This is a genomic window from Hymenobacter aquaticus (genome assembly GCF_004765605.1).
GTDB lineage: Bacteria > Bacteroidota > Bacteroidia > Cytophagales > Hymenobacteraceae > Hymenobacter > Hymenobacter aquaticus.
This window is the reverse complement of record NZ_SRLC01000001.1, coordinates 970,934-984,667: the sequence shown is the minus strand read 5'-3', so window position 1 is coordinate 984,667 and position 13,734 is coordinate 970,934. Positions and strand designations below refer to the sequence as shown.

Genomic DNA, 13,734 nt, shown 5'->3' with positions numbered 1-13,734 from the left:
CTTCTGGCGCCTTTATTACTTAACATAAAAAATAAATAGCTAGGTTAGCTACCTGTTACTAGTAGGGCGGAGGCAGTCGGTCATCCTGTCAGCGCGTAAGCTGCTTGCGGATTTTCTCCAATAGAATACTGGCAATCTGCAGATCATCCACGTCCTGGATGTTGAGCTGGGTATCTATGCCCGGCCCGCTGATGTGCAGGAAATACCCCTCTGAGCGCTGCTGAGCGACGTAACCCGCCATAACCTCAGCGCCACGCACGGGTTGAGCTGCGCCTGGTGCTGGTCCCGTCTGGGGCTTGGTAGAATCGGGCGCCGGCGGCAGTGGTGCTTCGGTCGGCGGCCCGAATACCTGTTGCGGCCCCCCCGAGTAGCTGGTGGAACCTACGGAAGCACCAGGGGTCGTATAATCTGGGTCGTCTTCCGCATCTAATTCCTCGGTATCGAGGCCGAACAGGCTCGACACCGCATCAAAGGCTTTCGTTGACGCGGCGGTGGGTACAAAAGCAGTGTCTTCCTTAATACCAGTGGAGCCATAGGAAGCCTGATCCGTGGGGGAGGTGGTACCAGGAGTAGATGGAGCGCGGAACAGGTTCTGCGGGAGCTCCGTGCTGGCCAGTTCCCGCCGGGGCGTCTGCTGGGCCGCCAGCTGATCAATGTCGGCTACGACGTTCCGCTCATCCATAATGCCTACCATGCGGGCCCCGTCCACGAAAGCCTTGGAGACTACCTGAGCATTAATCTCCTCAACTCCGAACTCCCGTATCAGCATCACGTCAAACATGTGCACTGGTAATTCCCGGTTCCGGAATTTACGGCATATCTGTGTGAACAAGGGAGGATGAAGAAAGGCCTCGCGGTGGAATACCTTTTCCTCCTGCTTATCATACGCGTGCTTAATGCGTCGAAATAGATTGGTTGTCGTCAGTAATTCCCGCTTACTGGTGACCAAGCCAAATTTCACGGCTGACCCAATAATGGCCTTGAAAGAGCCACTAACCTTTCTATTCAGCTTACGGGCACAAGTCTCTATGGCACACTTGCCACCAGTATCATCAACTACTTCAGCTATTTCCCAGGCACTCATATAACTGGTGCGAGGGTAGTCTATGGTCTTAGGCATAAAATCAGGAAAGGGGTGATAGTACAACACAAGTATAATAGGTGTAAGTATATAATAGCAGAATACAGTATAAAAAAGTACATTAATTATATATCTTTTTATACTTTTTTATACTTATATGTACGGAATAGTGCTTATCTTGAACATATATCTTTATGTCTTATCCAATGTTCTTCCCTATATCAAGTATAAAAATACCACTCATACAGAAGGCCGCGGGGGCGACAGGGTAGCCCGAGGATAGGGGAGAATCGCATAGAACAACCCCGCAGTTGCATTACGACAGTTCAGGCGCACCAACGAGCCCCGGAGATAATAGCCTTGACAGAGAGCAATAAACCCAGCAGGAGAGAGGTGTGCAGAAAACAATCTGGAGCCATAGCCTTTATAGTATCCCGATGTTTCCCAGAGCTGCTTCAGATCCGTGGAAAAGCGTACTAGCAGTAGGCTACTGGTTAGCAGAAAGGGCTGGCTTTTCTTTAGCTCTACCAAGCTGCGGAAATCAACAGGCCTGAACGGCACAGCTTGTTTGTATGCCACAAACAGCACGGCCAGCAACAAGCTAAAGCTATGGAATAACAACTTGCATGCGACCATACCAGCATGGGTTCCACAAAGGGTGTAGGAATCGACTGGTACCAAACCATCAACTCCTCAAAATGCCGCCGCGTGCCGAATAAACCGGCCAAGGCAACGGGAGCGAAAACCAGCACTTACCGCTACCAAAACAAAGAATATCTTTTTGTCTTATAATTTATATTATGTTAAGTAATGTTTTCAAAAATACACCCGGCACGGGTCCGGGCGTATTTTTTCTCCCCTACTACGGCGGCTACTTCAGCGACTGCAGTTTGGTGTTCATCTTCTCGGCATCAGCCGTGCGGCCTAGACGCACGTAGACTTTCTGCAGCGAGGAAATAACGGCTCGGTCGTTGGGCTGGATTTGCAGCGCCTTCTCGAAGTACGGCAGCGAATCCTGGAAGTACTTCTTCCCGTCGGCTTCCATCTTCTTACCCGACTTCTGATACGTGGCCAAATCCATTTTGCTGGCTTTGGTGTACAGATCGGCCGCTTTGTTGTAGTTGTACACGCCCAGGTTGAACTGCGCGTCGAAGTTGTTTGGATCTACTTCCACAGCCTTCTTGTAGGCTGCCAGCGCCTTATCCGACTGCTTGCTCTGGTCGTAGAGCGAGCCGAGCACCGCGTACAGGTTGCCGTTGGTTGGATCGGCCGCAATGGCTTTCTCCAGCTTGCCAATGGCTTCCTGGCCCCGGCCCGAGCTCAAATACATGTTCAGCTCTTCCAGCATGAAGGCCTTGTTATTGGGATACGCAACCAGCGCCTGCTGCACGACTTTCATGGCTTCCGCATCGTTCTTCTCCTGCCGGGCAATCTGCAGCAGCCGGCCGTACAACGCCGGCGACTTGTAGTTCATGGCCAGCAGCTTGCCGTAGGTATCCTTGGCCGCGCCGAAATCCTGCTTGGCTTCAGCCGCGTAGGCCGCGTACAGGAAGGCCGTGGTGTCCTGCGGGCGAATCTGCTGCGCCATGCGGTACGAATCCAGGGCGGCGTCGTAGTTTTTGCCGTTGTAGCTTTCTACCCCGGCGTTCAGGGCCAGACCATACAGGTTGTCCAGCTTCTGCACGGCCAGCTTGCCGTACTCGCCGGTTTTGGTGTCCAACTCCACGGTCTTAGTGTACGACTCGTAGGCTACTTTCGTGCCTTCCCCGGGCTTGAGGTTTTTGCCAAAAATGGGGCTGGCGGCCATCTGCTCGTAAATTTCGCCCCGGGTGTACCAGGTTTTGGCTTTGCCCGAGGTTTTCTCGTTAACGATGGCCTTGTCGATATCCGCCTGGGCTTTGTCGAGCAGCCCGCTGCGCTGGTTCAGAATGGCATTGGTAACGGCCGAGTTTTGGGCCGAGGCAGTGTGCAGGGCCGCCGCCGCTACGAGCGTCAGAAAAATCTTCTTCATGGGTTCTTGCTGAAGAATAAGGATGGATGAGTGGAAGGAATTGGAAAAGAAACCACCGCAGGAAACACTTGGTTCAGCCTGCCGGCGGGGAAAAGAAAAAAGGCTTGCGTACTTTCAGTCGGGCATTCAAAACGAATACCGTGCCCGAAAGTACGCAAGCCTTTCCTAACTGCCTTAGTTTGCGCTCAGCGTGTCGGGGTCAGCCAGGGCGGCTACGTCGGCTGCCGCCGAGGTGCCGGCCAGGTCCAGCGCAACGTCATCCCCGGCTTCGGGGCTGCCGTTCACGCCATTTTCGCCTTCGCCGGCTTCCTCTTCCTTATCATCGGAAGCGACTTTCGCCACGGAGGAAATCTCGTCGCCGGCGCTGATCTTGAGCAGGCGCACGCCCTGGGTAGCCCGGCCAATGGTGCGCAAATCACTCATCCGCAACCGAATGGTGATACCCGACTTGTTGATAATCATCATGTCGTCGGAGTCCTGCACGTCCTTGATGGCCACCAGCAAACCGGTTTTGTCGGTGAGCTTCATGGCCCGCACGCCCTTGCCCCCGCGCTTGGTCACGCGGTATTCCTCCAGTTGGCTGCGCTTGCCGTAGCCGTTTTCGCTGATAACGAGCAGTTCCTGCGTCGGGTCGGCCACGCAGACCATGCCCACCACGCGGTTGCCGGCCACTTCTTCCAGGCGAATGCCCCGTACCCCGGCGGCCGAACGGCCCATGGAACGGACTTCGCTCTCGTTGAAGCGCACGGCGCGGCCGCTGCGCGAGGCCAGCACCACTTCGGCGTTGGGCGTGAGCAGCTGCACGTCGAGCAGCCGGTCGCCCTCGTTGATGGTAATGGCGTTGATGCCGGCGGTGCGGGGCCGCGAGTACGCCTCCAGGGGCGTCTTTTTCACGGTACCCTGCTCGGTGCAGAACATCAGGAAGGTATTTTCCAGGTAATCCGCGTCGCGCAGGCCGCGCACGTTCAGCACCGAGCGCACCGAGTCTTCGCGGGGAATCTCGATGAGGTTCTGAATCGGGCGGCCTTTGGCGTTCTTCCCTCCTTCCGGCACTTCGTACACCTTGAGCCAGAACACGCGGCCCAGCTCGGTGAAGAACAGCAGGTACTCGTGGGTGGTAGCCACAAACAAGTGCTCCGTGAAGTCGTCCTGCTTGGAAGCCGCCCCGCGGGCCCCGACGCCGCCGCGGCCTTGCGTACGGTACTCATCGAGGGCGGTGCGCTTGATGTAGCCTTCGCGGGAGATGGTGATGACCATGCTCTCGTCGGCAATCATGTCTTCCATCGAGAAGTCGCCGCCGGCGTACTCGATGGCCGTGCGGCGCTTGTCGCCGTACCGCTCCCGAATGTCGATCAGCTCGTCCTTGATGATCTGGCGCTGCAGCACGTCCGAAGCCAACACGGCTTTCAGGTGGTCAATCAGGCGCATCAGCTCCTCGTATTCGGCCACGATCTTGTCGCGCTCCAGGCCGGTGAGGCGCTGCAGACGCATGTCCAGGATGGCGCGGGCCTGAATTTCGCTCAGGGCAAAACGCTCGATGAGCTGAGCCCGGGCCACGTCGCCGTCGCGGGAGGCGCGGATCAGGGCAATGACCTCGTCGAGGTGGTCGAGGGCGATGAGCAGGCCTTCCAGGATGTGGGCCCGCTTCTGGGCCTCGGCCAGCTCGTAGCGGGTGCGGCGCACCACCACGTCGGCGCGGTGCTCGACGAAGTAGTGAATCAGCTCCTTCAGATTCAGCGTCATCGGGCGGCCTTTCACCAGGCACACGTTGTTGACGCCGAACGAAGACTGCAGCTGGGTGTAGCGGTAGAGCTGGTTGAGCACCACGTTGGGCATGGCGTCGCGCTTCAGATCGTAGACGATGCGCATCCCGTCGCGGTCGGACTCGTCGCGCAGGTCCGAAATGCCTTCGATCTTCTTCTCGTTGATCAGGGCGGCGGTTTTCTCGATCATCGACGCCTTATTCACCATGTAGGGAATCTCGGTAATGACGATCTGCTCCTTGCCGCTGGGCAGGGTTTCGTAGTGGGCTTTGGCGCGCATCACGATGCGGCCCCGGCCGGTTTCGAAGGCCTGCTTCACGCCCTCGTAGCCGTAGATGGTACCGCCCGTGGGAAAATCAGGGGCGGTAACGTGCTCCATCAGCTCGGGGATGGTAATCTCGGGGTTGTCGAGGTAGGCGATGATGCCGCTGACGGTTTCCGTCAGGTTGTGGGGCGGCATGTTGGTGGCCATGCCCACGGCAATACCGGTCGTGCCGTTGACCAGCAGGTTGGGAAACTTCGAGGGCATCACGCTGGGCTCTTCCAGCGAGTCGTCGAAGTTGGGCTGGAAATCGACGGTATCCTTGTCCAGATCGCCCAGCATTTCGTCGGAGAGGCGCTTGAGGCGGGCTTCCGTGTAACGCATGGCCGCCGGCGAGTCGCCGTCGATAGAGCCGAAGTTGCCCTGCCCGTCGACCAGCGGGTAGCGCAGGCTCCAGTCCTGGGCCATGCGCACCATCGTGTCGTACACGCTCGAGTCGCCGTGGGGATGGTACTTACCCAGTACCTCGCCCACGATACGAGCACTCTTCTTATAGGCTTTGTTGTAGGATACGCCCAGCTCCGACATACCGTAGAGCACGCGGCGGTGCACGGGCTTCAGGCCGTCGCGCACGTCGGGCAGAGCCCGGGAGATGATGACCGACATCGAGTAATCGATGTAGGCGCCACGCATCTCGTCTTCAATGTTAATCGGAATGATCTTTTCGCCTTCCGCCATAGGGAAATCTAAGTCGGCCTAGGCCCCTGGAAAGCGGGGCTGTCGGCACCAGTGAATGAGTACTGCGAGAAGCCCGCAAGATACGAAAAAAGGCCCGTTTTGCCTAATTCAGCCTATTCTTTTGGCTTACTCTTATCGGCCTTGTGCGTGCCGGACTTGGGAGTATAGGTCTTGATTTTTTCGCCTACCGCCGGGTTCTGTTTTTTCCACAGCGGCTGGCCCCGGTAGCGGGCCCCGTTGTGGAAGTGCACCTTACGGGTATGACAGGACACCATGGGGCAGGTACGGCAGGAAGCGGCCCCGAGCAGCAACAGCAGCGGCCCCAGGAACCGGAGGACGAGAAGGCGAAAGTTCATTGGGCAAAGGTAGAAATTGGGGTGCCAGCAGCCGGCACCGGATAGGATTTAGGCCGGGGCCTGTAACTGGGCCAGGTCCTCCCCTTCCCATTCGCGCAGAAACTGCGCCAGGAAGGTTTCCAGAAACTGGTGGCGCTCCTGGGCCAACTGCCGGGCGGCGGGCGTGTGCAGCCGCTCGCGCAGGTGCAGCAGCTTCTCGTAGAAGTGGTTGATCGTGGGCGCGGTATTTTTCTTGTAGCTCTCAAACGAGTCGTGCACGACGGGCGCCACCGAGGAATCGTGCAGCGGGCGGCCCTTGTGGCCGCCGTAGGCAAAGGCCCGGGCCACGCCGATGGCACCGATGGCGTCGAGGCGGTCGGCATCCTGCACGACTTCGCCCTCGGGCGTGCTCATGGGCGTGGGCACGCCCAGGCCCTTGAAGGAAATCTCGCGGATGATGGTTTCCACCCGCTGAATCACGCTTTCCTCCGCGTGCAGGCCGTGCAGCCAGGCCCGGGCGGCGCGGGGCCCGGCCTCCTCGTCGCCGGCGTGGAACTTCCAGTCGGCCACGTCGTGCAGCAGGGCGGCCAGCTCGGTTACCATCTGGTCGGCGGCGGGCACGGTGGCGGCCAGGGCCCGGCTGGTGAGCCACACCCGGCGGATGTGTTCCCAGTCGTGACCCGAGCCCTCGCCCAGGAATTTGGCGCGGACGAAGTCGGCGGTTTGAGCAATGAGTTGTTCGGAGCTGAGCGCAGAAGATGGCATACAAAGAAATTCAGGCGGCAAATTAGCAAGTTCAGGCCAGCTTGCCGGAGCTAAAGGCCCGCGTTTGAATTTTTAGCCCTGCTCCCGGGTTATTGCGTATATTGCCGTCAAATGACGACTAAAAAGCAAGCAAATGACTATCACGCGTAAAACTCCCGTAGCCACGATGGTTGACCTGATGGGCGGTGGCGCCGTTATTCCGCAGCTGGTGCACAACGAGCTGGATTTGCTGGCCGTGGCTTTGAAGGGCTTGTCGGTGCAGGCGTTGCGGGCGTTGCAGCAGCGCCTGGGCTTTTCCAACAAGGAAATCAGCGTGGTGCTGGGCGTGTCGGAAAGCACACTGGCCCGGCGCGAGCAGGCCAAGCGCGCCCTGACCCTGGACGAGGCCGAGAAAACCATTCAGCTCTCGGCCGTGCTAGCCAAGGGCTTGGACGTGTTCGAGGACCAGGACGACTTTCACCACTGGCTGGACACCCCCAACCCGGCCCTGGGCGGGGTGCGGCCCAAGGAGCTGCTCTCGTCGGCCATCGGGCGGGAGCAGGTGCGCGAAATCCTGGGCCGGATCGAGTACGGCATCTATTCGTAGGCTGGTTTTTGGTTGCTAGCTTTTGGGTTTTGGTTTCAAAACTCCCCAGCAGCCAATCTTTCCGGGGTTCCCTCCCGCTTTCCTTTCGCTGAATACGCTTGACTATGCGCCTTTACCGGCTCGGCAAACACCCTTACATCCAGGATCTGACCGGCCAGGGCGGCCTGTACTACTCGGGCCGCTGGCACGAAAAAGGCACCCAGATTCTCTACACCTCCGAGCATTTATCGTTGGCCAAGCTGGAAGTGCTGGCCAACTCGCCCTCGCTGCCGCGCAATTACTTCGCCCTGACGCTGGAAGTGCCCGAGGGCACTCCGTTCAAAGAAGTGCAGGTGGAGCAGCTGCCGCCCAACTGGCAGCAGCTGCCCTACCCCCTGGAGCTGGCCCAGCTGACGCGCGCCTGGCTGGAGGAAGGCACGTTCTGGATTATGAAGGTACCCTCGGCCCACGCGCCCAACGAGTGGAACTACCTGCTCAACCCGCTCCACCCCGACCACGCCCAACTCAAGGTGGTAGCCCTGGAGCCCCACCCGTTTGACGCCCGCCTGAAGCCGGATCTGGGCAGCAAGTAGGCCGGCTTAGCGCGGCTGCAGGTACTGGGGCGGCACCTGGTCGACCAGCCAGACGCCATTGCCGGACTCGTAGAACACGAAGCCCGCCCGCTGCATGGCCGCCGCGTCAATCGTAAGGATGACCGGCTCGCCGCGCCGCTGCCCCACGCGGCGGGCCGTGGCCTCCTCGGGCGAGAGGTGCACGTGGTGGCGCTTCATTTTCTGCAGCCCTTCGGTCCGGATGGCGGGCAGGGCGGCGGCCACCGTGCCGTGGTAGAGCACGGCCGGCGGTGGGGCGGCTACCAGCTGCAGATCAATCTCCACGCTGTGCCCCTGCTGGGCCCGGATGCGCAGGCCGGAGTCGTCGAAGGCGAAGCGCTGCTTGTCGTTATCGGCCACCACTTCGTCGAGCTGGGCCCGGGTAAGGGGCAGGCCGTGGCGGGCGGCGCCGGCCAGCAGCTGCTCGACGCTCACCCAGCCGCCCTCGTCGAGTACCAGTCCCAGGGCCTGGGGCTGGTGGCGCAGGTGCAGACTCAAAAACTTGCTGATGCGGGTAATCTGGGCTCTTTCCATGCGTAGGGGCTGGGGCAACGGGCCGCAAGCAACGAAAAAGGCGCGGGAATACCGCCGCCGAAATTTATAGTTGCGTTTCGGCGCGCCGGGCTTGTAAACTGAAGTTATTTTCTATCTTCGGAATCTGAACAATGAGAAGAGTGTTGTTCTGGACGGCCGGAAGCTGTTAAACAGTTACACAGTACAGGACAGCCTGCGCTGCCCCGGCCGCAATTTTTCATTGAACCCCTTTTCGGTGGTTCCTACCTTTTGCTCCATGGCTCACGAAGTTGCTAACCTGACCCTGGCCGAAGCCACTGCCCACGCCCCATTCGTTGACTACGCCCGCTGCATCGACGCCAGCAGCCGCCCATTTAACCACGTGGGCGACTGGCCCGAAGAAGGCCAGCTCTACCCCGTGCGCGTGGTAGAGTCGCACCTGGAAGGCATGCCGCTGGTCCACGTGCTGGGCTTTCAGGCCGAGGCCCCCTATTATAATGCCTACGCCCCCCACCGCTTCGAATTGCTGCACACGGTGTGGCTCAACTAGTTTTCCTTACCCGGGGCCGCACTTTTACGCGGTAGCCCGAAACCTTCCGGAACCAATCGGCTTACAACAGGGCGCTTCCCGTGCGGGAGGCGCCCTGTTGCGTTTTGCGGGGCCCACGGGCCGGCTAGCCACCCGGGAACTACCTTTGCCGGCCCGTGGGGCCGGCTCGGCTTCTAATTTTCTTTTCTATCCCCTCAACAAGTACGCATGACACAGTTCCGGTGGCGTGGCGGGTTGCTTTTGCCCGCTCTGCTGGCAGGCGCCCTGCACACGCAGGCCCAATCGTTCAAAGACGGCAAGCTCACGCTTAACCCCGACGGCAGCCATTACCTCAAGCTCACGCTGCTCAACCAGGTCTGGGTGCGCTACAACCAAAGCAACCCCGGTACCCAGGTCGACGGCTTCAGCAAGCCCGAAACCTACGATATCGGCATCCGGCGCTTCCGCATGCAGTTTTTCGGGCAGCTCACCGACCGGGTGTTTATCTATTCCCAGATCGGCATCAACAACTTCAGCTACCTCTCCGACCGCAAAGTCGGCTTCTTTCTGCACGACGCGGTGGGCGAGTACGCGGTGGTGAAAACCAAACTCTCGCTCGGCACCGGTCTGGGCGCCTGGAACGGGTTGTCGCGCTTCACGGCCTCGGCCACGGGCAGCATCATGGGCATTGATTTGCCCCTGGAGGCGGAAACCACCAACGACGTCAACGACCAGTTTGGCCGCAAGCTCAGCATCTACGCCAAGGGCAAGCTGGGCAAGCTCGACTACCGGGTGGCCCTGAGCGACCCGCTGGACGTGACCAAGGGCTCGGCCGGCGCGGCCGCGCTGACGCGCAACGCCAACTTCTCCCGCCGCCCCGGCCAGCCCCAGTACCAGGCCTACCTGATGTGGCAGTTCAAGGACCAGGAAAGCAACCTGACGGCCTATAACGCCGGCACCTACCTGGGCAAAAAGAACGTGTTCAACGTGGGCGTGGGCGCCATCGTGCAGCCCAAAGCCATGTGGTACCTGGCCGACAACGGCCGCGACACGCTGACCCAGGCCATGAAGCAAGTGGCCGTGGACGTGTACTACGACGCGCCCCGCGACACGGCCAAAGGCGCGCCCAGCGTGAGCTTCTACGCCGCGGCCATGCACCTGGACTACGGCCCCGGCTACCTGCGCAACAATGGCCCGATGAACCCGGCCACCGGCACGCGGGCCACCAACGCGCTGCTCGGGGCGTTCGGTAACGCGTTTCCGCAGTACGGCACCGGCAACGTGGTGTATTCGCAGCTGGGCTACAAGCTGCGCGACAACCTGGTAGGCCCCACGACCTTCATGCCCTACGTGAGCTACCAGTACTCGCACTACAAGCGCCTGGCCGATGACCTGCACTACTTTGACGCGGGAGTGAACTGGCTGCTGGCCGGGCACACCTCCAAGCTCACGCTCAGCTACCAGAACCGCCCCTACTACATCACCAACGCCAGCGGCGAAAACGTGGTGGACCGCCGCCGTAGCGCCGTCGTGGCCCAGTACCAGGTGTCGTTTTAGTTGATGATTGTTGATTGGTTGATGATTGTTGATTGTTAAAAAGGCCCCGTAGCGTGTAGTTACAGGGCCTTTTTAACAATCATCAATTAACAATCATCAATCAGTTACCCCATCACCGGCAGGGTGAAGTGGAACACGCTGCCGCTGCCGGGCTGGCTTTCCACCCACAGCTCGCCGCCCTGGGAGGTGATGAACTCCCGGCTGATGCTCAGCCCCAGGCCGGAGCCGCTTTTTTCGCCGGCCTTGTTGGGAATGTGGGCGAAGCGCTGGAAAATCCGCTCGTGGTACTCGGCCGGGATGCCGGGGCCGCAGTCCCGCACGCTGACCTGCACCAGGTTCCCGCGCTGCTCGGCGCTGATGTGGATCTGCTCGCCCGGGGGTGAGTAGCGAATGGCGTTGGCCATGAGGTTGATGACCACCCAGGTGGTTTTTTCCAGGTCGGCGCGCACGGCGGGCAAATCGTCGGGCAGCGCGTAGCACAGCTCAAGCTGCTTGTCTTCGAGCTGGGCCATGATGGTGTCGTCGGCGTAGTCCATGACCAGGGCCAGGGCCACGGGCTCGGGGTTGAGCTTGATGCCCACGCCCGCGTCGAGGCGCGAGACGTCGATCAGCTCGCCCACCATGCGCAGCAGGCGCTGGGTTTCGAGGCGGATGCCGCCGGCAATGCGCTGGCGCTCGGCCGTGTCGGTGCGCTCGTCCTGGAGCAGCTTCAAGCTCAGGTTGATGCTGGCCAGCGGGGTTTTGAGCTCGTGCGAGACGGTAGCCAGAAAGTTGGACTTGACCTGATCCAGCTTCTTGAAGTCGGAAATATTGCGCAACGACAGGATGTGGCCCACGAACTCGGTCTGGCTGGTCAGCTCGTTGTAGGACAGAATCGGCTGCACCGACAGGCGGTAATAAGCTTCCTGCCCGTGCCGCATGACGGTGTATTCGGGCGGCTCGGGCGCGTCGCGCTGCGGGGCCTGGGCTTCGGCACTGAGCAGGGTTTGCAGAAACTCGTTGTGCCGGGCCACGTCGGCGGCCAGCTGCCCGATCAGGGCCTCGGCGGGCTGGCCCAGCAGCTCACTGGCCACGGGATTGACCAGGATGATGCGGCGGTTCTGGTCGATGAGCAGCAGGCCTTCGTCGAGGCCCTGCACGATGCTTTCCATGCGGTTGCGCTGCATCAGCAGCTCGGCCCGGCTGGCCGTGCGCAGGTCCTGCATCTGGCCCAGCACCCGGTTGAAGGCCTGGGCCACGTTGCCCAGCTCATCCTGCCGCTCAATGGGCAGCCGGGCGGCGGTGCCGGGGTCGGTGGCCAGCTCGATGTCGGCGCTGAGGCGGCGCAACGGGCGCACCACGATGCGGGGCAGGCGCAGCACCAGGCTAACCCCGAGCACGGTACTCAGCACCAGAATCAGTAGCAAAGTGGTTTTGGCGGCCCGCACCGTGCGGGTGGCTTCCTCACCCTGCCGGCCCGAAGCAGCCAGGTTCAGGGTGAGCAGGCGGTTGGTCTGGGCCTGAAGCTGGAGCAGCTCGGCCTGGCGCTGCGCCAGCGGGGCCTGGTTGTCGAGCAGACGCTGGTAGTCGGCCAGGTTCTGGGTCAGGCTGTCGACCAGCTCGGCCTCGCCCGGCTCGGTGATATTGGCCCCTTCCCGGGTCAGGGCCCGGCGAAACTCCGAGAGGGCCGTAGGGCGGGCCGGCTGCTGGCTCAGGCCGCTCAGGGCCCAGAGCATCTGCCGGCCCAGCTCCACAGAGTGCAGATTGGCCTGGCGCACGTGCCGGGCCCGGCGGTCCAGGCCGTGGAGCACGTTGTAGCTGTACACGCCCACGATGAGCAGCAACAGCAGCATGGTGAGCACGCTCAGCCGGATTCGGTTCTTTAAGGTCATGGGTGGGGAGCGTTAAAAGCTCAGGGCAATACTGCTCGTTACGTTGCCGTAGGTGTGGCCCGGCCGGCGGCCGCCGTTGTCGAACAGCTCCAGGCTGCTGTGCAGAAGCCGGCCTTCGAGACGGGCCGTCAGGTGGGAAGTCGGGGCGTAATCCACGTTCAGGGAAGCACCTGTCAGCTGGGTATTGGAATTCGACGGTGTGGGCCGGATCGTCTGGATAATAACTCCGTCGCGGGCGGAATAAGCCTCCAGGCGGCCGGCTACGGTCCAGGTCGGGGCAAACCGGTAGCGCGCCAGCAGGGCCCCGGTCAGCCAGGTATCATTCCGGGGCTTTTCCTCGGTCTGTTGGGTGCCCACGTCGAATACGGCGGCCACGGCAAGCTTATCGGTGGCAGTATAGGTCACGTAGAAGTCGTGAAAAAACCGGCGGCGGCGCAGCTCGCTCTGGGGCTGGTCGTTGCCGTAGTACGTGCTGGAGTTGAGCAGCCATTTCTCCGTGGGCTTCCACTGCAGCTGGGTGCCCAGGCTCTTGGACCGGTTCACGTCCCGGATCTGCTGCCAGCCGTTGAGCACCAGCGCGGTGGCCGTGAGCTGGGGCGAGAATTCGTAGGTGAAGCGGGCCCCGGTTTCGTAGTAGGGCGAGTTTTCGGCCATCAACGAGCGGGTCAGGGTCCAGTTGTCCTTGCTCAGCGCCGACTCAAAGCCGATGTGGGAGCTAAAGATGCCCAGGTCGAGCCAGGACTTGGCCGTGGGCCGGAAGCCGGCGTAAGCCTCGTAGATATTGCGCAGCACGGTGGGCTCGTTGGCGTAGTTGGCCTCCACGTAGGTGCCGGTGTGCAGGGCCAGGGCCCCGCGCACCCGGGCTTCCTCGTAGCGCAAACCCAGCACGGCGTTGTTGAGGGCAAACTCATTGTTGCGGTTATGCGCGTACAGAAACCCCGGCCGCTGGGGGGCTTTACCGGTAAAATCGTAGCCGTAGTAGCCGTCGGCAAAGCCGTAGATGGTCAGCCCGGCGGGCAATACCGTAACGGCTTCCGCCGCGGCCGAGTCGGGCAAAGCCGGCTGCTGGGCTCTGGCGAAAGGGGAAACAAGCAGGCCCAGGGCCAGAAGGAAGGAGAATTTCATGGGTGTAG

At 60.9% G+C, this 13,734-nt stretch carries 12 protein-coding genes; 4 read left to right on the top strand and 8 right to left on the bottom strand.

Going from position 1 to position 13,734, the window contains the following annotated elements; all coding sequences use genetic code 11:
* Positions 1-88: 88 nt before the first annotated feature.
* The 5 genes from E5K00_RS03945 to E5K00_RS03925 all read right to left on the bottom strand — a co-directional run bounded on the left by E5K00_RS03945 (position 89) and on the right by E5K00_RS03925 (position 6,955).
* A complete protein-coding gene (locus E5K00_RS03945) occupies positions 89-787 on the bottom strand; it encodes a hypothetical protein (protein ID WP_167856746.1) in 699 nt (232 codons plus the stop codon).
* Between the two features lie 1,165 nt (positions 788-1,952).
* Entirely contained in the window at positions 1,953-3,092 is a 1,140-nt protein-coding gene (locus E5K00_RS03940) for a tetratricopeptide repeat protein (RefSeq protein ID WP_135461902.1), read from the bottom strand.
* A 174-nt stretch (positions 3,093-3,266) separates the two neighbouring features.
* Positions 3,267-5,855: a DNA gyrase subunit A gene (gene gyrA, locus E5K00_RS03935; RefSeq protein WP_135461900.1), complete on the bottom strand. Its 2,589-nt coding sequence runs from the start codon at positions 5,853-5,855 to the stop codon at positions 3,267-3,269.
* A gap of 113 nt (positions 5,856-5,968) precedes the next feature.
* A complete protein-coding gene (locus tag E5K00_RS03930) occupies positions 5,969-6,211 on the bottom strand; it encodes a hypothetical protein (protein ID WP_135461898.1) in 243 nt (80 codons plus the stop codon).
* A 48-nt stretch (positions 6,212-6,259) separates the two neighbouring features.
* On the bottom strand, positions 6,260-6,955 hold the full coding sequence (locus tag E5K00_RS03925) for an HD domain-containing protein (RefSeq protein ID WP_135461896.1): 696 nt from the start codon (positions 6,953-6,955) through the stop codon (positions 6,260-6,262).
* A gap of 133 nt (positions 6,956-7,088) precedes the next feature.
* On the opposite strand from E5K00_RS03925, the gene parS reads away from it, so the two are divergent.
* Complete coding sequence (parS, locus tag E5K00_RS03920) at positions 7,089-7,541, top strand: type II RES/Xre toxin-antitoxin system antitoxin (protein WP_135461894.1); 453 nt, start codon at positions 7,089-7,091, stop codon at positions 7,539-7,541.
* 104 nt (positions 7,542-7,645) lie between these two features.
* On the top strand, positions 7,646-8,113 hold the full coding sequence (locus E5K00_RS03915; RefSeq protein ID WP_135461892.1) for an RES family NAD+ phosphorylase: 468 nt from the start codon (positions 7,646-7,648) through the stop codon (positions 8,111-8,113).
* Between the two features lie 6 nt (positions 8,114-8,119).
* Here E5K00_RS03915 and E5K00_RS03910 read toward each other — a convergent pair whose 3' ends face one another.
* Positions 8,120-8,665, bottom strand: a complete 546-nt coding sequence (locus tag E5K00_RS03910) for an RNA 2'-phosphotransferase (protein ID WP_135461890.1) — start codon at positions 8,663-8,665, stop codon at positions 8,120-8,122.
* Between the two features lie 256 nt (positions 8,666-8,921).
* On the opposite strand from E5K00_RS03910, the gene E5K00_RS03905 reads away from it, so the two are divergent.
* Both E5K00_RS03905 and E5K00_RS03900 read left to right on the top strand, forming a co-directional pair.
* Positions 8,922-9,194, top strand: a complete 273-nt coding sequence (locus E5K00_RS03905; protein ID WP_135461888.1) for a hypothetical protein — start codon at positions 8,922-8,924, stop codon at positions 9,192-9,194.
* A gap of 240 nt (positions 9,195-9,434) precedes the next feature.
* Positions 9,435-10,730 carry a hypothetical protein gene (locus tag E5K00_RS03900; protein ID WP_210114274.1) on the top strand — a complete coding sequence of 432 codons (1,296 nt, stop codon included), beginning with the start codon at positions 9,435-9,437 and terminating at the stop codon, positions 10,728-10,730.
* A gap of 104 nt (positions 10,731-10,834) precedes the next feature.
* On the opposite strand, the gene E5K00_RS03895 is transcribed toward E5K00_RS03900, so the two are convergent.
* Positions 10,835-12,601 (bottom strand): HAMP domain-containing sensor histidine kinase, encoded by a 1,767-nt coding sequence (locus E5K00_RS03895; RefSeq protein WP_135461884.1) that lies wholly within the window; start codon positions 12,599-12,601, stop codon positions 10,835-10,837.
* A gap of 12 nt (positions 12,602-12,613) precedes the next feature.
* Positions 12,614-13,726 carry a porin gene (locus E5K00_RS03890; protein ID WP_135461882.1) on the bottom strand — a complete coding sequence of 371 codons (1,113 nt, stop codon included), beginning with the start codon at positions 13,724-13,726 and terminating at the stop codon, positions 12,614-12,616.
* Positions 13,727-13,734: the final 8 nt, after the last annotated feature.

Coding starts and splice junctions, on each gene's coding strand:
- gyrA (WP_135461900.1), bottom strand. CDS start 5,855: ATGGCGGAAGGCGAAAAGATCATTCCGATTAACATTGAAGACGAGATG.
- parS (WP_135461894.1), top strand. CDS start 7,089: ATGACTATCACGCGTAAAACTCCCGTAGCCACGATGGTTGACCTGATG.
- E5K00_RS03905 (WP_135461888.1), top strand. CDS start 8,922: ATGGCTCACGAAGTTGCTAACCTGACCCTGGCCGAAGCCACTGCCCAC.
- E5K00_RS03910 (WP_135461890.1), bottom strand. CDS start 8,665: ATGGAAAGAGCCCAGATTACCCGCATCAGCAAGTTTTTGAGTCTGCAC.
- E5K00_RS03930 (WP_135461898.1), bottom strand. CDS start 6,211: ATGAACTTTCGCCTTCTCGTCCTCCGGTTCCTGGGGCCGCTGCTGTTG.
- E5K00_RS03895 (WP_135461884.1), bottom strand. CDS start 12,601: ATGACCTTAAAGAACCGAATCCGGCTGAGCGTGCTCACCATGCTGCTG.
- E5K00_RS03890 (WP_135461882.1), bottom strand. CDS start 13,726: ATGAAATTCTCCTTCCTTCTGGCCCTGGGCCTGCTTGTTTCCCCTTTC.
- E5K00_RS03925 (WP_135461896.1), bottom strand. CDS start 6,955: ATGCCATCTTCTGCGCTCAGCTCCGAACAACTCATTGCTCAAACCGCC.
- E5K00_RS03940 (WP_135461902.1), bottom strand. CDS start 3,092: ATGAAGAAGATTTTTCTGACGCTCGTAGCGGCGGCGGCCCTGCACACT.
- E5K00_RS03915 (WP_135461892.1), top strand. CDS start 7,646: ATGCGCCTTTACCGGCTCGGCAAACACCCTTACATCCAGGATCTGACC.